Here is a 17,903-nt window from a genome sequence, read left to right on the forward strand (position 1 = left end):
GTCCGAATATAGAGTAAAAAGCCGGTATTAACCGGCTTTTTTTATTTAGTCAATAGCCTTTTTCCGCAAATACTTTGTCAGATATTCATTGAATATGATACCAAATACGATCAGGAATAATCCCAGATATGTAGTCACGTATATTTGCTCCCCTAATACCAAATGGATCAGGAAAAGGGAAATAAACGGCGATAGATAGCACATCTGATTCACCAGAGCCGGATTATTCGTTTTCCTTATAGCCAATCCGAAAAATATAAATGGTATTCCCATCTCAAAAGCGCCTACATAGATACTCGATAATACTCCCGGTACAGAATTCAGACTGACTCCTGCAAATAAAGCTCCTATCAGTAGATATACCGACCCAAACAGGAAGCTGAGGAACAATGCGACTATTCCATCCACTTTTTTATTCTGATTGTTTACTATCCAATAGCTTGCCCATAAAAATGCACTTAAGAAAGCGAGTAGTAATCCTGTAATAGGTAAACTCTGTCCGCTTATACCACCCGAACCTAACGATATAAGAGCTACTCCTCCGAGAGATAGTGCCATACCAATATACTTCATCTTGGGTATTGGCTGGCGGGCAATAATAGCCAGTAAAACGAGTAATACAATCGGCCAGGCATAGTTTATCGGTTGTGCCACTTGCGCAGGCAGTAAAGCATACGATTTAAAAAGGACCAGATAGTAAGCCACGGGATTCAATAAACCGACCAATGCAAACCATCCCCACTGTCTGGCAGGGAGAGTCTTCAGGTCAGTCCATTTTTTCAGTATAGTCATTGCTATGCTGAATATGAGCAATGCCGTAAAACTGGCAACCAAAAGCATCTCAAAATGAGAGAAATACTTCAGTGCCATTTTAAACATCGTAGCTACTGTAGACCAGCTTAATACGGCAATGCCACCATAAATAAGCGCTTTATTGCTATCCTGCATCGTTATCTTAATGCTTCTACTTCTTCGGTAGTCAGTGGTATCTTTTTACCTAACCTGCGGGAGCCTGTTTCTGTAATAAGGAAATCTTCTTCGTTACGCAATCCGCCAAAATCCCTGTATGCCTCCAGCTTGTCGTAATTGATAAATTCTTCGAATTTCTTTTCACCTTTCCATAAGTCTATCAGTTCGGGTATAAAGTAGACGCCCGGTTCGATAGTGAGTACAAAACCCGGTTCGAGTTTCCGTCCCAGACGTAACGATTTTCGTCCGAACTGTGTACTTTTGGGCTCTCCGTTGTAACCTACCCAAACTTCACCCAGATTTTCCATATCATGTACATCAAGCCCCATCATATGTCCCAGTCCGCACTGGAAAAACATCGCATGAGCGCCGGCTTGTACAGCTTCGTTCATATCACCTTTCATCAGGCCGAGTGATTTCATCCCTTCGCAAATAACCTTTGCCGAAAGTTCATACACTTCTTTGAATGGAATGCCCGGCTGTAATGCTTCTACCGATGCAATATGTGAAGCTACCTGAATATCATATACATCTTTCTGGCGGGACGAGAATTTCTTTCCGGCAGGTATGGTAGACGACATATCGCCTGCATAACCCATTTCGGTTTCCGCACCGGCGTCGATAAGGAACATATCGCCTTCTTTTACCGTGTTTCCGTGATAGTGATTGTGCAATGTTTGTCCGTTTACTGTGGCGATAGTAGGGAAGGAGAGCCTTCCTCCGGCTGCATAGGCTACTTCTTCCAGTGCTGCCATCACCTCATATTCTTTCATTCCTACACGGACTTTCTTTATCGCGGTAATGTGCATATCGGCTGTAATATCACAGGCCTTTTCTATTTCAGCGATTTCTTCTTCCGATTTATAGATACGCTGATTTACCACACCCTGAATAAATGGGAGGGAGGCCTCTTGTTGTGCAGGTTTAAGACCAGTCCAGTCCATTAGCCTGAGTGTATGTTCCGCCCTGTAAGTTGGCAGGTAATGTACTTTCTGTCCTTTAGTTGCCGCTTTTGACAGATAACTGCCTAATGACGGATACGGTTGAATATTTGCTACTCCGATTCTTTCACTTTTTTCCTTCAATGTAGGCTGTGTGCCCATCCATACTATCTGGTCGATTGTAAGCTCATCTCCGAAGATAATCTCCTTATCTTCATCTATATTGATAACGGCTGCTAGTCCGGCATATGGAAGCCCGAAGAAATAAAGGAATGTGGAATCCTGACGGAAAGGGTAGGTGTTATCTTCATAATTCATTCCGGATTCGTCGTTTCCTAGGAACAAGAGAATGCCCGAACCTATTGTTTTTTTCAATTGGTTGCGGCGGCTGATGTAAGTTTCTTTTGAAAACATAATATTATTATTTTATATTGATTACTAATTTATAATTTTCTCACCGGGTTAACAAGGTATGAGTTAATAAAAAGCTGACAAACTTTACTCATTTTTACAGTCATCGGTAAACAGTTAGCAGAAATACAGTTCTTCAACTTATTACTCATTACTTGTTAAAAGGTAACAAAGGTAACACATTTGTCAGCTATTAGTTGATAGCTTTTAACCAATAGCTTATGTACAAAACCTGACAAACTTGACACATTTTCCACTATTTTCTATCTGTCACTTTTTACCCTCATTGTAAGGTGGGGGATTGAGGGGGCTTATTCATTTTTTCAAAGAGCTATCAGCTGACAGCCAAAGGCTATCGGCTAATAATATAGATAAAGTTTTCAAATACTGATCGGCATAATATATGAAACTTATATTTCTTTCTGATAAATTCTTTTTGTAGCTATATATTTGGCAGAGATTACAAATGTTTGCCAGCGAGGGTATTCATTTTATTTAAGTCTGCCTTTTAACTTTTCAATTTCCTCTTTCCAATGTCTCCTGCCGTTAACAACAAATTTTTCTGTTTGTCCACCCATCGTTATAATTGCAAGTCCATTGGGCACAAGTCCCAGTGTATTATAAAAACCTACTTCTTTTATTTGTTCTATCTCTATGATGAGTCTATGGTTTTGAATGTTGAATTTATGAGATTGAAACTGAAGTTTGTCAGTCAGTAAGTAAAGTTTTCCACCAACAGCTTCTCCTTTCATAAAGTGATTAGCATCTCCGGAATGAACAATTACTCTGCCATCAGAATCTTCAATCTGTGTTTGTCGTTTAACTGTCTTAGAGGTTACAAAGAAATACATTCCTGCTCCAAAGAGAAGTGCTGCAATAGATGCTGTAATTAAAGCGTGATCAGCGCCAAACAGAAATACAAAAAAAGCTCCAAATAAAAGCCCAAAGGCAAGTCCTGCCAAAATGGTGTTTTTAATTCTTGTCATATTTTATCTTTGTTTCTAAACCGTTCTTAATTGTTTATATGATGGGCTGCCGTTTCCCCCCGGTGGTATAGCTTATAGATTATTCTATAAACGATTTAAATCTTTCAAGATCAATGCCTGAAAGATTTAAATCGTTATAATTAAGTTCTGTTTAAATGCGTATAGACGGTTCTCTGGTGCCGGATTCTTATTTCAATGCCGATTCGCTGAATTTTAGAACTTCACGTACCGAGTGCGCCCAGAAATTGCGAAGGCCGAATCCCTGCGCCTTACCATCAGCTTTCCAGCTATCGATAATATTCCGGGTTTTTATATCAAAAAATACAACATCGAAGTATCCTCTGTTCTTTGCCTTACTTAATCTTTCGGCTATAATGATAACTCCGGTACCATCACTCTCTTTTACCGAAAGGGATTTTACAATGTCTTTTATTGTATTGTCCTCCAGTTGATATGCGGCATCTGTAGTAAAAATATCATCGGCTTTGAGGTCTGATATACGTGCTTTAACACCATCAATATAGACACCCAGAACTCGTTTTTTCAAATATTTTGCTACATCGTATTTCTTGGCTTCTGTAATGAATAGATTGTTGATATCCTGAAAAGCATATTTGAAATGTTCACCGGATTCTTTTGCACCATATACCTTCGCATGGGAAAAGTCAACGCCATAAAAATTGATGGCTTCAATGTCTTTTAAAAGCTCTTTTTTCTGGGCAAAACTACATACACTAACCAGTAGGGCAATAACTAAAACTAATTTTTTCATATAAATAAAATTTTATTAGTGATTTTATACCAAATGTAAGAAAAAGCCTTTTCTTATCAAAAGAATTACCGTAAATCTATAAATTTAATAGCTTTCCGGCTCATAGGCGGAGTCTGAATCTGCGCGATATATTCAGGAGACTCGAAACTGATATTCGGGGCAACTCTTACCTTCGATCTGAACAGGTCTTTGATCTCTTTTATAAAAGCTTCGCTCCTGTTTTCATCACAGCCTACCCGCACTAATATTTCATCTGTTCCCAGATCGTTGGTGAATACTTCAACTACATAATTCTTGATATGCGGTATATTGTCCAGTATATCGAATAAGGCAGGCGGATAAAGCGTAGTACCCTTATATTTTATCATCTGTCCCCTGCGTCCCAATACGCTGCTCAGGCGTGTGGTGTTTCTGCCGCAGCTACAAGGTTCGGTATAGTGGTAGCATACATCCCCTGTTTTAAAGCGAAGGAGGGGCATCCCTTCCACACCCAATGTAGTAATGGTCACTTCTCCCGACTCACCTTCTCCGACAGGATTGTCGTTGTCGTCCAGAAATTCCACGATAATCAGCTCCGGCTGTAAATGACCACCGCAAAAGCAGTCGCATTCAGTGAATGATGCCTGCATTTCGGTAGAAGCATATGTGGAATATAATTGCAGGGAACTCCATTTTTCCTGAATACGTCTGCCTAAAGTATTTAGTTCGAAGTTCTCTTTGCGTAAAGATTCCCCTATGCAAAGGCATTTTTTGATGGAACTGTTATTGTAATCGATCTTATTTTTTTCGGCAAAATCTATCAGTTTTATAAGGAATGAAGGTACTGCTATCCCGCAGGTTGGCTGTATCCGTTCTATTGTATCCCATTGAAGTTCGGGTATCCCGTTCCCTACACGGGCAACGCCCATACCCAGTTCACGCGCTCCGAGGAAATAAGCCAGTCCGGCCATGAAACGGCGGTCTATAGTTGTCATCAATTGCATGATGTCCTCTTTGGTAAATCCTGCAGTGGTAAAAGACAGGTACTCGTTATAGGCGAGACGGTCGAGATCTTTATCGGTGAGGACAAATGTGATGGGGCTCCCCAAAGTTCCCGATGTTGTTACATAATCGATGATCCTAGACTTTTCTACACAAATAAAATCTTCACTGTATTTTTGCAGGTCATTCTTCGTGGTGACAGGCAATTGCCGTAGATCTTCAATCGTCTTGATCCCGTCTATGTCAATATTCTGTTCTTCGAACATCCTTTGATAAAAAACAGAATGTTCCTTTAGGTATTGCAGAGCAGCCTGTAGTTTCGTTTCCTGATATTCTTTGATCTTGATGGCAGGCTGAAATTGTATGTCGGGGTGTTTTTCCATTACGTTGTTATTTACTTTTTTTCAATATCCGTTCCTTTTCGGAGACTTTCGGTATTTCTTTTGTCAATGCTTTTTGCCAGTAATTCTTTGCCTTTTCTATTTCTTCTTGTGACAGGTAATAATCCCCGACTATTTCGTACATATGATAATATTCGGGATTAGAGGCTTCGTATTTATTTAATATTCCCGGAGATACGGAACTCTTCTCTTTTGTCTTAGCTTTTATCTCTTTCGTCAGGTCCTTATATACCATGAGGTTATTGAAAATATCGCCATGTATCAACGAATCTTCGGGAATAGTGTATTCCGGGGAATATATCTCTTTCCTGAAATCCGTATCTTCGCCGAATATCTTATTCAGGTCATAGGCCACATATTTACCCATCTGCCAGGGGTGGGTAGATACCCATATTATCCGCTGTTCGGGTTTGAATATGACCGAATGGTGCGCGATAAATTGATTGATTGCCATTTCATTTGTCAGTCCTATTTCCTTGTCTCCCGATCCTTTGGTGTTGCGAAGGATAGAGGCTGCTTTTGTTACATCTAAAGGTTTGTTTTTATCGAGGAGTTCGGTCAATCTTCGGAAACGGTATTGGCTGTCTGTCGTACGGATATTTTCGAGATTCCGTTCGTCCTTGGCGAATGTTTCGGATTGGAAATGATTGGTACATATAATTTGTTCTCCATCGGTAGTAAACAAGCCTATCTTATCAGCCGATTTTTCTATAATAGCCGCTTTCTTGTCTTTGGCAGAACCTATAAGGATGGATTCGGAAACGAAAGTCTCTCTCTTTTTCGCAATCTCATACGCTTCGTCAATTGTTGACGCATATTGCAATATCTCTCTTGTAAGGATGGATATTGGCGTTTTGGCGGACGCAGGCATGGTTGATTTTGCGGCATTGATTGTTACAGTCAGTCCTTCCTCATTCATGCCCGACAATACACCGGTCATTCCCGGCCAGGCTACAGATACGAATTTATAACCTTTTTCGGGCGCATAGAATTGTACTTCTTTATTTTTTGCAAAATCATCCCCTACATAAAAATCGAAATTGCGGCCGATTACCAATGTTGAATCGGCGCTTGCCGTGCCCCATGTAGCAAAGGAACTGCATCCTACGAGCATATAGTCTTGCATGGCATGTCCTAAATCATGTGCAGCGTGGTAGTTTAACTGTCTTTCGTAGGGAGTGCCGATATAACTGAATTCATCGGAGCAGGAATGGGATATCCCGTAAATTTCACGCCTGTATTCCTCCGGTATGTTCTTTCCCAGATTACGATTGTACAGGATAGTGAAGAAGCCGAGGAACCGCAGGTAATTTTCGGATGGGACAAGTACCTTTATCTGGTCTACAAATACTTTTTCCTGATAATATAGCAGGTCTTTCGACATCTCTCCTATAGCGATGCCCCGTTCATAATCGCTGCCGGATACTTTCAGTTCCCACAATCCGCTTTCACTCTTGCGGAGATAATTGTCGCCCCACTGACGGTAATCAGGCTCTTCTGTCAGTTTATAGGCGGGAACTTCTTCCGTTATTTCGGGGACACACATGTCTGCTGAAAAATACATGTAGCCGGTAATTCCTCCAAAAGCAAGAATAAATATCAGCAGTACATATAATCCGGTTTTCAGACCTTTTTTCAGCAATTTATGCATTTCCTACTTTTTTAGCTAAATATTCCTGACCTACAAAGTCGGCGCAAGTGAACATGGATGTGAGCGTTACACCTAAAGCTCCGTGCACATTCATATTCTGGCCCGTAAAGTAAAGGTTTTTCAGTTTCGTTTTTGTAGAAATAAAACCTAATTCGGGAAACTTACAATCTTTTACGATACCGTATGCCGAGCCGTGAGGCGTTCCCGTATAGTCACGGTAACTTAACGGTGTGGTGCTATATATGCTTTCTATCTTACCGGAGAAATCGAATCCTTTGCCTTTCAGAAACTTGAGGACTTTATTTGAATAGGTTTTCTTGAAAGCGATGTAATCATCCCCCCGCTTGCCTACAGTGGTGTTTTCCCATTCTTTCAGTTCCGACATGTACATCGGTGTCAATACGGAGATTACATCCGTATAGTCACTATTGCTATTGCATTGGAAGCAGAGCAGGGCGTTGTTGATCTTATCCCGGGACGAATCGTCATTATACCATACATTATCAGTTCCATGCACATAATAATTACTGTTGATATATGGTTGAGATTCCGGCTTCATCACCAGATATGTAGTGAAGACTCCGAATGAATTAGGCAAAGCATTGATGCGGGATATATAAGCGTTTTTTATATAGCGGCTCTTTTCCAGTATCTCCAGTGTGCGTTTGGGGTGGATATTGGAGATAAAATGATCGGCCTCGAATATTTCTTCGTTGTTTACTTCCGCAGCTGTAACCTGATTGTCCGTTACTATCAGCCGGGTAACTTCCTTATTGTTCAATACGGTACCTCCATTCGCCCGGATAACGTCTATCAGCCGTTCGGCTATCTGCATGGTTCCGTCTACAAAACGGTAGGGGCTTTCGATATACGAGTTATTGGTCATCGCATGATGGTAGAAAGTGGAACTATTCTTTATTCCTCCATACAGCATGGATGTAGCGGCTAAAACGCTCCTCAGTGTTTCATCCTTAACCGTATCTGCTATCATCTGAGTAGCCGAAGCATAAAAATATTTCATGCCGTTCTGTGCTATACTCCCTTTTTTCAGGTTGTCCACATCTATGAGCCTGCTCACATCTTTAAGGATAGAGGTATATGCTTTGAGGTTCTCCCGTTCATGGGGAAAAGATTGGGCCAGCGTATCGGCAAAATGATCGTGGCCAACCGCGTAATTATATACTTTATCTTTATAAAATATGGTATCGAAAGAGTCGGCGTCGAGACGTTTTATATTCAGCTTATCCATTATACCGAAGTATTTGAAATACTGGTTCATTATCTGCCCCTCGTCCAGACTGCCGATATAATGAATCCCTGTATCGAATTGATGCCCTTTCCTGATGTATGTTTGCAGGCATCCACCGAATAGCACGTTCTTTTCAAGCACGCATACATTGTATCCCTCTTTGCTCAGGATGGCAGCGCATTCGAGACCGCCCAATCCGCTCCCGGCTATGATGATATCGTATTTACCCATTTGTTTTCTCTTCTTTTTTCCTAAATAGGAAAATAGTATTAGACGTATATTTATCGTTTTTGAAGCTCTCTACAGTCATATTGCAACTATCAGCTATTTCATATAGTTTCTCAGCCGAAGTAAAACAAAGTTCTTCTTTTGTTTTATTAAAACCAAATATGCGGGTAGAGAATATCTCTGATAACTTTGTCAGTTTTTGTTTTTGCTTATCCCGGCTATCTCCGTCACGAACGATGATCAATCCGTCGTCACGAAGATTCTGTATGCATTTTTTTAATAACGATTCCTGTTTCCGGCTATCCATATAGTGCAACATGTCATTCAATACAAACACATCGCTTTCGGGTAGCGGATATTCCAAAGCGTCGGCATATACAAAAGCGGTATTCTCTCTATGTAAATATCCGTACCGGGCGACTTCGGCCTTATCTTCGTCATAATCTATGCCTAATACCTGCCTGTCAGGCGATAATATGGCAAGCATGTATCCTAAAGTGCCATACCCGCAACCGATATCTGTGATTTGCCCCCTTTCAGGTATCAGTTCGTCGAATATTTTATAGCTTCTTTCCATTTTCACCTTTATGCGTACATACCATTCCATCACCGGACCTTTATAGATGTAGTTTTTTACCAGCATATGATAGAAATATGGATTGATGGGCGTATTATATTCTGCGCAAACTTTTATATATTCGGATGCGAAATAAGCCGCCGTATTTTTTGTCCTTTCTTTATACGTGTTTCCGAACGAACGGTCTTCATAAGTAATGCGGGGCAGGATTTTAGTTGCTATTATTCCACGTTTCAGATAGAATGGCTGTGATTTGGAAATAACCATTCCTGTGCCATATAATATGATGGGGATTATATCCAGTTTCAGTGTTTCGGATAGATAGAATGCGCCTTTGTGGAAACGCTTCAATCTACCATCGTATGAACGTGTGCCTTCAGGGAATATGACAACGGAGTAGCCTTCATCGATTCGCTCTTTGATGTGCGACACCGAATTTTCATATCCTTCGCCTGTATAAAAGTAGCCTGCATACCTGATTACTGCGCCGAAGAACGGAGACCTCCATACCCATTCGTTTGTAACCATTACCATCTTAGGATGGAGCGTGAGTAACAGGAGTATATCGAGGAAAGACTGATGGTTGGCTATGATAATGGCGGGTTTCTTAAACGTTTCACCACCGGCATTTACTTTCTTTTTCTTCAGTATAAATCCTGCAAAGCAAATGAAGCGGCAGTTGAGCATTATCAGGTAGCACATGAATTGCCGTTTTTTACTCTTCTTTACAGGAATCAGATACAATAGTAAAATCGTTATGCGGAGGAACAGGCATCCGGCAAGGAACAGCCCGTATATAAAGGCGGTGATCAGTATAGAGGCAAGTGTATATGGCGGTAGCCCTTTTGTTGTCTGTGAAGACATAAAGATGCGGAAGATGACAGGAGGGATGGTATATGAAACCAGAACCACAACTATCATTCCAAGGATGGACATTAACGAAATAGACTGCAAGGCGGGATGCTGCGCGAAAATCAAGGCTCCCATTCCTACAATAATGGTGAAAGCCGAAAAGAAGATGGCAGTTTTATGCCCGTTCAGCGCAGGTTTATTTGTCCGGTATTTATTTTGTAAACCGTCCATAATAAATATACTGAAATCGTCCCCGATACCAAATATGAAAGTGGACAGGATGATATTGATGATATTGAATTCTATCCCGGATATGCCCATGATGCCAATAATGATAATCCAGCTGATAAACATCGGGGAGAAACTGATTAGTGTCAACTCGATACGCCCGTAAGATATAAGCAGTGTAATGAAAATGAGGAATGATGAAATGAATAATATCAGGTAAAAGTCATCATTGATAGCGGATACCCACTTCTTAGTAAAGAAGGAGCGGTCTAAAATCACAACTTCATTGCCATTATTGAAGTGTTGATATACTTCTTCCTTATTTTTATCGTCGAGCTGTACTTGTGAAATAAGCAGGGTAAGGCCCGGAACAGTGTTTTGCCAGTCGTTCAGTATCCGGCTTGTCTTCGTAATATCTTTATGCGGAGTAAAGTCAGAATCTATCCATTTATAGAATGGGGCAAAAGCGTCCTGACGAAAATTAAATGTTGTAGACTCGCTTTTCAGCGTTGTTTTCAAATAATCTTTCTTCCCGGCAGTCCAGTAATTATTCCATTTTTGCAGACGTTCTTGCTGAACATCCTCGGGAATAAGGAAGTAATCGGCGGACGCAAAGTTTTTGATCAGGCCTTGTTCTTTTAGTCCTGATAATTTTTTATTGGTCGCATTATAGTTTTGGATCGCTTCATCGGTATTTTTTCCGACACTTACGAACAGGATATTTTTTTTATCGTTATCTACGATCTCCGCCAATTTCTGTTCGGCTTCTTTCAGATGTTCCGGTTCATAATTCATATGCATCATGTCGGCATCGAAACCCACATTGCGTGACGTAAATACACAAATAACCGTTAATACTAAAATACCGCCTACAAGCCATTTGTTTTTATCGAAGCGGTAAGCATTGAAGCGTTCTATAAAGCGGAGCAACGCGCTTCTTTTCTGATGAACCCTTCCGTCGAGGAAATGAGGTAGGTATATGAGGCAGAAGATAATTGTACCTATCAGCGTCATGGATGCGAAAAGCCCGAAGTCTCGTAACAATTCCGAACTGGTGAAAAGTAACCCTAAGAATGCGCCTATTGTTGTAAAACTGCCGACAGTAAGAGGGTAGGTGAGTTCCTTTATCAGTTGCGTTACAGATGCCACATGGCTCTGGTGTACAACCATATGTATGGAATAACTCAGGGCAACACCCATGATTATGGAACCGGAACCGACGGCTATAGATGAAATACTGCCTTTCAACAGTGAAATCATAAAGAGGGCGAACAAGCCCCCGAATATAGTCGGTGTGATGATCTGAAAGATCGTCCTCTTTTGCCTGAAGGACAGCAGGATGAAAACAATGATTATAATCAGTGCCAGAGTGATTGTCAGTATGGAGTCTTCTTTTATCTGACGGGCATTATATACACCGACAGAAGGACCTCCGTAGTATTCCGCTTTTACCGAAGGGTAGTCTTTATTAATAGCGGCTATTTCCTTTTCTATGGCCGAAATCAGTTTATCGTTTTGCCCCGTACTTCCCATGCTGTATGTGGGAGTAATGAACAGCAGCAGCATGGAGCCGTCTTTGGAGAAGATGTATCCGTCTTGTTGCTCGAAATTATTATCCAGTTGGAAGTCCTGTAGGCGTTTCAGTGCGTTTCCTCCAAGGCTGAGAGGGTCTCTCATAATGTATTCTTTGAGAAAGCCTCCGGCCGGAGACAACAGGTTGGAATAGTTCCGTTGCATAACCGATGCGACTTTTTCTTTTGAAAACAAGGAATCTATACGCTGATAATCGCTGTCGCTGAGTAAGATCGGAAGATTGTCATAGACGAAATTCTGCATCTCTGTTTTCAGGCTGTCGTCTATGCGGAGGAGTATATTGTTTACATATGTTCCTTGTGTCCGGGCTAACAGGCTATCTGCGAATGAGGTCGCACTTTCTGTCAATATTGCGGTATCGTTGTCCTGTCCCTTATCCGATGACGAGAACATGACGATAATCTTGTCCTTGATACGCAGATTGTCGAAAACGGTATTGAGGTTTTGTTCGTTTTTGGTATCAGGAAAGAACTGAGTGATATTTTCTTCGAATTTGAGTTGCAGGGCAAAATAACCCATAATGGCTATACTTGCCACCAGCGACAAATAGAGGATTATCTTATGCCGGGTGAAATAATTATATAGATTGACTAAAAAGTTACTCATTTATACTCTAAGCTAAGTATTATAAAATATTTATTGATACGTTTAAATGTTCTATTGTTTAATGTAATTTTTACTACGCACAATCAAAGATTGTTTGTGTTCCTTTTGGCCAAAGCCCCAAAAGGAACCAAAAATGCTTTAGCGCCCACTTCAAAGGCCGACCTGTTAGCAGAAGAGAACGGCTAAACGAAAAAACTCGCTCTGAGGTTTGTATAGCCCGAATCGCTAGATAAGCTCAAACACGTTTTCGTTTTTTAGCCTTTCTCTTCTGACGGGTGCCCGTCCGTGAAGCATATGGCGCTGGCTGACGCATATTTTATTCTCGAAGGGGCTTTGCCTTACTATGGCGTCAGCAGACGCGCATTGGTTCCGCAGGCGGGCACCTGTCCAGTGCAGTCGGCGTAGAAAGGGACGGGGCGACAGCCCGTTTGTCACTTTCAGCCGGCAAGCTGTTGACAGATCGCCGAGGAACTTAGCGCTAGCTTTTTGCTTACTTTTGGGCAATGCCAAAAGTGAGGGCAAGCCCGGGAGGGCGCGACAGTAATGAGACAAAGTCACCAATTTTAAATTAAGATAGTCACTATACATTAAAACATGTCATTAGATTACTTAAACATCTACAGCCCGTTTCCTTTTTCGGAATATCAACAGTAAACTTGCCGAAATAATACCTGCCAGCATGCTGCAAACCAAAGCGAATACTATACTGCCCGTCAGATACTGGAACAAGACCGTTTTCATCCTTTCCAATGAAACATCGGTGATATCGAACGATACAGGGCTATTTGTAAGAAAGCAGCCTGTAGCATAGCTCCCATACAAAAGGAATGGCATTACCGGGGGAATACTGATATTGGAAGCAACCAGCGAAATTACTTTGTTCAGTTTCAGGAAATGGGCAAGAAAAACCGTTACAATCATCTGATAGCCCCATATGGGAACAATCCCCATGAAAATACCTAACATAATGGATAGTGTCATGGTTCGGTTCGAATCTTTCGACTTTAGTATTTCCTTATCGATAAAAGCGCGGATATTTGTCCATGTCAGTTTCCTGAAAAATTTCAAGGGTAGTATCCACAAGAAGGTGATTATAACAAGTATTGTATTCAGTATGCTGATGCGTGTAAAATCCCTTAACGGCCGGAAGTGCGATACCCGTTCGCCCTGTGGCGGGTAATATACATTTACAGGGATATTTTTTACATTCACACCCTTCCATGCCAGAAATACGATCATTTCCAATTCGAATTCGTATTTGGCTGTGCAATATTTCATTTTTCCTATGCGATGGAGCGGATAAAGGCGGTAGCCGGATTGGGTGTCTTCCAGCTTTATACCTGTTTCCAGCTGAAACCAGAAGTTCGAGAATTTATTGGCAAATGTATTTTTACCCGGCATGTTATTGGCTGTCAGATTCCGTGCCCCCACAAGCATCGTATCAGGATGCATTTCTATTTCATTCACAAAGGAAGGTATATCAGCAGGGTAGTGCTGTCCGTCGGAGTCTATCGTTATCGCATATCTGAATCCCTGTTCTTTTGCTGCTGATAATCCATTTTTGAGAGCATAGCCTTTTCCCTTATTTTTTGCGTGGGTAATGATCTGAATGCCGGAGATGGATTTCAGTATTCCGGATGTTGTGTCCGTAGAACCGTCGTTGACCACTATAATATGTTTGCTGTATTGTTTTACCCCTTCAATAACGGATAGGAGAGTCCTGTCGTTATTGTATGTAGGGATAATAACAACGATACCGAGATTATTTAATTTCTCCTGCCATATCATAGTATCTACGGATTCATTCATTTTCAATCTCTTTCAAAGTTGCTTTTACTTTGATGAATACGGTATCTGTACCTTGATATTTTCCTTCTGCAGACAGAGAAGTACGGTTATCGTCCGTATCTTTTAACGAAATATTAAACTCTATCAGGCCATTAACCATCGGGTCGACCAATGACAGGAATTTTGAAGAGGATATATATGAATACATATACTCTTTACCGGATAGTTTTTCGGCGCAGTCTTTTATGATTTGTAATGTGCATACCCCCGGAACTATCGGTTGTCCTGTGAAGTGTCCTTCATATATACGATGCGAAGGATTCAGCTTCACTCTTAAACGGTGAGCGGGGCCACCTTTCATTACATCGGTTATTTCGTAAAAATCATTCAATAACATTGTTCTCTCCCATTTTCTCCAGTCCGATAGTTAATCGTAACCAGGAGTGCTTTATTTGTATTTTCTCAGAATCGTTCTCTGTCACAGGTGTGACGTAAACCACCCCCTTGGATATACCTCCTCCTGTTACAAATTTAGTATATTCTTTTGTTTTTTCTATTTTTTTAACGTTCCTGTCGGATAAAAATAACAGTTTGAAGTCAGTTTCAAAGATTTTCAGTACACGGTCTTTCCGCATAGGTTCTATACAACTGTAAACATTCCAGTTTTCACCTTTCATGCCAAAATCGAACAGACTAAGCCCGAACATGGTAGTTGCAATAATGCGTATCTCTCCATCTTCCATTGTTTTTGCGATAAGCATGCCATTGAAATGTTTACCTCCGAAATCCAGCGTCATATTGTACTTCTGAACTTCCTTTCCAACGGATATAATAGGGGCTGGCCCTGTTTTCAGCGGATATGTATTCTTAGCACAGGAGGCGAAAGTAAGGCACGCCAACAGGAGACTAATTAACTGAAAACTTCTTGTCATCTGTCAGTGTATTAAACTTTTTGTTCTGAAACAGGTAATCGGTATAATCGGTGGCATTCTCGGATATCCGCAGCTTGGATACCGACATGTCTTTTTTGTCCATATAGATATCGAAGCCTGAGATATATGCTTGTACAGATTTATTGGTTGGTTTTATTTTTATCAGATAGGAGTTGGTATCTTCGAAGTATTCCATATTATAACCTGATATTTGCGAAATATTGCCAGACATACATGCGGCGAGCATACTTCTCATTTCACTCATTACTTTATTCGATTTCAGATTCACTACATTTTTTTTACCATCCGAAACTATCTTTAGTTTATCGGCATTGATAACAATCAGGTATTTTGTAGGGGAACTATAATCGAGGCTTATTTTATCATTGTACCTGTAATAGAATTTACCTTTCGAAGTTATATCTTCATTAAACAGGTCGAGATGCTTTATCTGGGTAAAGTCACTTTCTATACTTTTTATAGATACAGCCTCCCGGAGAACACGTTTGTTAAAGGCTTCCACATCTTTCATCTTTTTCATCTGCGCGTTTATCTGCGGTAAACAAATGAAAATAAGTAAATAACAAATATATATGCGTTTCATTTCGTTGTTTTAGGTATATCAAATAATTTATCTACTCTCTGTATGGTGTAATCATTTTCTTTCAGAAGCTCGAGCACTTTTAGTAACAGGCTGTCACTCATAGGTAATGAGTCGTGTAAAAGAATGACGGCTCCCGGCTTTAGTCCTCGCTTTATTCGCTTCAATACCGTGTTTTCTTTCTTACATGTATCTAAAGAGCGGATACTCCAGCCAATAGTCAGACAACCCATTGTCCTGACCACCTTTGCTACGGTCGGATTGGTGATGCCGAAAGGTGGACGAAACAATATCGTTCTTTCTCCCGTTACCTCCTCAATAGCTTTTTCGCAATCGTTTAGCTCTGCTTTCATCCGTTGGGATGTATACAAAGGAAACGAAAAAAAGTGATTAAAAGTATGGTTGCCGATCAAATGGCCTTCCTCTTTCATCCTTGACAGGATACTCTCATTGCCTTTGATCTTACTGCCGATACAAAAAAAAGTAGCTTTGACATCATATTCTTTCAAAATATCGAGTATTTTGGGCGTCTGCTCTTTGTCGGGCCCGTCGTCAAATGTGAGCGCTACTACTTTTCCTTTCTTTTCATTCCGGCATAATGCTTTTAAGTATATTCCCGACCGAATGCTGTAAGAGGCATAGATAAGGAATATAAGCAGTATAGCGGCTATGGATGAAATGAAAATCAGCATTTTTTCAATAATATCAATGAATGATTTACAGTGTAATAATGGTTGTAGATAAGCAGGTATCGTATATCACCGGATTCTTTCAATCGACCTAATCCTTTCCACATACCGAAAGCCGAAGCGGTCGGGTATTCCCCGCAAATGTCTTTGAATGTCGAGTATGAGGTGGATGGGAATAATTGTCCTATATTATTATAGATGGAATCATCCGCAGTGTTGCCATTACGTCCGGTGATAAGATGCTGAATAGAATCGGGCTCTAAATTATTTTCTTTCAAAAATATCTTTATCTTTTGCAATATTTCCTCCGAAGACATCTTTCCTGTAAATGTCCTGACAGCTGCCAGTTCTGCAACAGTATATAATTCTTTGTCAGCCGCTAATGTAAAAAACTGGGAGCCTTCGCCCAATATAATATTATTCAGCATACCCAGCCTTTTCAAAATAGTATGTTCGGCCGGTAACGCTTCATCGGCAGCGCCGACCAGGATCTGATTGTCACCTTCCCATATTCTCATCATGCCGTCGATCAGGGCGCTTTCGAAGCTAAGGCCACGGTGCACATAGGTATTGTTATAAAAATGGCTGCCTGTAATCAGGGCGATCTGAGCGCCTATGACATTGAATGTAGATTGTATAAAAGCCGAAGGATTCAGCAGTTGCTCCTCATTTTCTATGAGATTATCCAGAAACTTTTCTGTATCGGCCAGGCATCCTAGTCCGGTGGCTGTAATAATGGCATCTATATTTTTGTTTCCACTTTGTTCCAGACAAACCAATCCGCACGCAACACCCATCTTTACAATGTGGCTCATACGGCGGCGCATATTTGCGTTGGTTATGATGTGCTTGTAATCCGGCTCAACCGCATGCAGCATCCCATCCTCTCCGGTAATACCATCGGGGTGGATAGATGCAAATGAGTTTATATAACAAGGTCTTTTCATAACTAAGTGTTGTAAAATATTTATAGATATATTTTAATATTCTATTATTTAATGTGATTATACTACGCGCAATCAAAGATTGCTTGTGTTCCTTTTGCCCAAAGCCGCAAAAGGAACCAAAAACGCTTTAGCGCCCCGCCTCAAAGGCCGACCCGTAACGGACAAAAGGACGAAACGGAAAAACTCGCACTGAAAATTCTATAATCCGAATCGGCAGATAAGCTCAAACACGTTTCCGTTTTTTTCGTCTTTTCGCCCTACGGGTACCCCGTCCGTGAAGCTAACGGCGCTGGCTGACGCACTATCGGAGCAAAGCCCCTAAATCCAATATGCGTCAGCCTTGTCGTGCGTCAGCATCTGCGCATTAATTCCGCAGGCGGGGCACCCACGCGGTGCAGCTGGCGTTGAAAGGGATGGCGCGATAGCCCATTTGTCCCTTTCAGCCGGCAAACCGGTTGTGGGTCGCCGAGGAACGAAGCGCTAGCTTTTTGCTTCCTTTTG

The 17,903-nt window shown here is 41.1% G+C and carries 15 protein-coding genes; all 15 read right to left on the reverse strand.

The features are described 5' to 3' along the window. Positions 1-45: 45 nt before the first annotated feature. Positions 46-948 carry a DMT family transporter gene (locus tag IR083_RS20000; protein WP_194225633.1) on the reverse strand — a complete coding sequence of 301 codons (903 nt, stop codon included), beginning with the start codon at positions 946-948 and terminating at the stop codon, positions 46-48. Positions 949-950: 2 nt separating this feature from the next. After that, positions 951-2,324, reverse strand: coding sequence for an aminopeptidase P family protein (locus IR083_RS20005; RefSeq protein ID WP_194225634.1), 1,374 nt, complete (start codon positions 2,322-2,324; stop codon positions 951-953). Positions 2,325-2,812: 488 nt separating this feature from the next. Further along, a complete protein-coding gene (locus IR083_RS20010) occupies positions 2,813-3,307 on the reverse strand; it encodes a hypothetical protein (RefSeq protein WP_006801487.1) in 495 nt (164 codons plus the stop codon). A gap of 187 nt (positions 3,308-3,494) precedes the next feature. Then, positions 3,495-4,079: a hypothetical protein gene (locus IR083_RS20015; protein ID WP_194225635.1), complete on the reverse strand. Its 585-nt coding sequence runs from the start codon at positions 4,077-4,079 to the stop codon at positions 3,495-3,497. Between the two features lie 65 nt (positions 4,080-4,144). Beyond that, positions 4,145-5,443: a phenylacetate--CoA ligase family protein gene (locus IR083_RS20020; protein ID WP_194225636.1), complete on the reverse strand. Its 1,299-nt coding sequence runs from the start codon at positions 5,441-5,443 to the stop codon at positions 4,145-4,147. Between the two features lie 7 nt (positions 5,444-5,450). Further along, on the reverse strand, positions 5,451-7,112 hold the full coding sequence (locus tag IR083_RS20025; protein ID WP_194225637.1) for a C45 family autoproteolytic acyltransferase/hydolase: 1,662 nt from the start codon (positions 7,110-7,112) through the stop codon (positions 5,451-5,453). Next, entirely contained in the window at positions 7,105-8,592 is a 1,488-nt protein-coding gene (locus tag IR083_RS20030) for a phytoene desaturase family protein (protein WP_194225638.1), read from the reverse strand. Before IR083_RS20030 ends, IR083_RS20025 begins: the two co-directional genes overlap by 8 nt. After that, on the reverse strand, positions 8,585-12,445 hold the full coding sequence (locus tag IR083_RS20035; RefSeq protein ID WP_194225639.1) for a trifunctional MMPL family transporter/lysophospholipid acyltransferase/class I SAM-dependent methyltransferase: 3,861 nt from the start codon (positions 12,443-12,445) through the stop codon (positions 8,585-8,587). Before IR083_RS20035 ends, IR083_RS20030 begins: the two co-directional genes overlap by 8 nt. Before the next feature lie 225 nt (positions 12,446-12,670). Beyond that, on the reverse strand, positions 12,671-13,003 hold the full coding sequence (locus IR083_RS20040; RefSeq protein WP_317174775.1) for a hypothetical protein: 333 nt from the start codon (positions 13,001-13,003) through the stop codon (positions 12,671-12,673). Between the two features lie 51 nt (positions 13,004-13,054). After that, the gene (locus IR083_RS20045) at positions 13,055-14,254 is read right to left on the reverse strand and encodes a DUF2062 domain-containing protein (protein ID WP_006801495.1); all 1,200 of its coding nucleotides are present in this window, start codon (positions 14,252-14,254) and stop codon (positions 13,055-13,057) included. Further along, positions 14,247-14,630, reverse strand: a complete 384-nt coding sequence (locus IR083_RS20050) for a hydroxymyristoyl-ACP dehydratase (RefSeq protein WP_194225641.1) — start codon at positions 14,628-14,630, stop codon at positions 14,247-14,249. The genes IR083_RS20045 and IR083_RS20050 overlap by 8 nt, the downstream gene beginning before the upstream one ends. Continuing rightward, complete coding sequence (locus IR083_RS20055) at positions 14,617-15,165, reverse strand: hypothetical protein (protein ID WP_194225642.1); 549 nt, start codon at positions 15,163-15,165, stop codon at positions 14,617-14,619. Before IR083_RS20055 ends, IR083_RS20050 begins: the two co-directional genes overlap by 14 nt. Next, positions 15,140-15,769, reverse strand: coding sequence for an outer membrane lipoprotein carrier protein LolA (locus IR083_RS20060; RefSeq protein WP_006801498.1), 630 nt, complete (start codon positions 15,767-15,769; stop codon positions 15,140-15,142). Before IR083_RS20060 ends, IR083_RS20055 begins: the two co-directional genes overlap by 26 nt. Further along, positions 15,766-16,458 (reverse strand): polysaccharide deacetylase family protein, encoded by a 693-nt coding sequence (locus tag IR083_RS20065; RefSeq protein WP_194225643.1) that lies wholly within the window; start codon positions 16,456-16,458, stop codon positions 15,766-15,768. Before IR083_RS20065 ends, IR083_RS20060 begins: the two co-directional genes overlap by 4 nt. Next, complete coding sequence (locus IR083_RS20070; protein WP_194225644.1) at positions 16,452-17,402, reverse strand: beta-ketoacyl synthase chain length factor; 951 nt, start codon at positions 17,400-17,402, stop codon at positions 16,452-16,454. Before IR083_RS20070 ends, IR083_RS20065 begins: the two co-directional genes overlap by 7 nt. Positions 17,403-17,903 lie beyond the last annotated feature (501 nt).

Source organism: Dysgonomonas sp. GY75, from assembly GCF_015234155.1.
GTDB classification, from domain to species: Bacteria; Bacteroidota; Bacteroidia; order Bacteroidales; family Dysgonomonadaceae; genus Dysgonomonas; species Dysgonomonas gadei.

What these genes read in the sequence shown, in the direction of transcription:
- IR083_RS20000 (WP_194225633.1), bottom strand. Translation starts at nt 948, where the DNA reads ATGCAGGATAGCAATAAAGCGCTTATTTATGGTGGCATTGCCGTATTA.
- IR083_RS20005 (WP_194225634.1), bottom strand. Translation starts at nt 2,324, where the DNA reads ATGTTTTCAAAAGAAACTTACATCAGCCGCCGCAACCAATTGAAAAAA.
- IR083_RS20010 (WP_006801487.1), bottom strand. Translation starts at nt 3,307, where the DNA reads ATGACAAGAATTAAAAACACCATTTTGGCAGGACTTGCCTTTGGGCTT.
- IR083_RS20015 (WP_194225635.1), bottom strand. Translation starts at nt 4,079, where the DNA reads ATGAAAAAATTAGTTTTAGTTATTGCCCTACTGGTTAGTGTATGTAGT.
- IR083_RS20020 (WP_194225636.1), bottom strand. Translation starts at nt 5,443, where the DNA reads ATGGAAAAACACCCCGACATACAATTTCAGCCTGCCATCAAGATCAAA.
- IR083_RS20025 (WP_194225637.1), bottom strand. Translation starts at nt 7,112, where the DNA reads ATGCATAAATTGCTGAAAAAAGGTCTGAAAACCGGATTATATGTACTG.
- IR083_RS20030 (WP_194225638.1), bottom strand. Translation starts at nt 8,592, where the DNA reads ATGGGTAAATACGATATCATCATAGCCGGGAGCGGATTGGGCGGTCTC.
- IR083_RS20035 (WP_194225639.1), bottom strand. Translation starts at nt 12,445, where the DNA reads ATGAGTAACTTTTTAGTCAATCTATATAATTATTTCACCCGGCATAAG.
- IR083_RS20045 (WP_006801495.1), bottom strand. Translation starts at nt 14,254, where the DNA reads ATGAATGAATCCGTAGATACTATGATATGGCAGGAGAAATTAAATAAT.
- IR083_RS20050 (WP_194225641.1), bottom strand. Translation starts at nt 14,630, where the DNA reads ATGTTATTGAATGATTTTTACGAAATAACCGATGTAATGAAAGGTGGC.
- IR083_RS20055 (WP_194225642.1), bottom strand. Translation starts at nt 15,165, where the DNA reads ATGACAAGAAGTTTTCAGTTAATTAGTCTCCTGTTGGCGTGCCTTACT.
- IR083_RS20060 (WP_006801498.1), bottom strand. Translation starts at nt 15,769, where the DNA reads ATGAAACGCATATATATTTGTTATTTACTTATTTTCATTTGTTTACCG.
- IR083_RS20065 (WP_194225643.1), bottom strand. Translation starts at nt 16,458, where the DNA reads ATGCTGATTTTCATTTCATCCATAGCCGCTATACTGCTTATATTCCTT.
- IR083_RS20070 (WP_194225644.1), bottom strand. Translation starts at nt 17,402, where the DNA reads ATGAAAAGACCTTGTTATATAAACTCATTTGCATCTATCCACCCCGAT.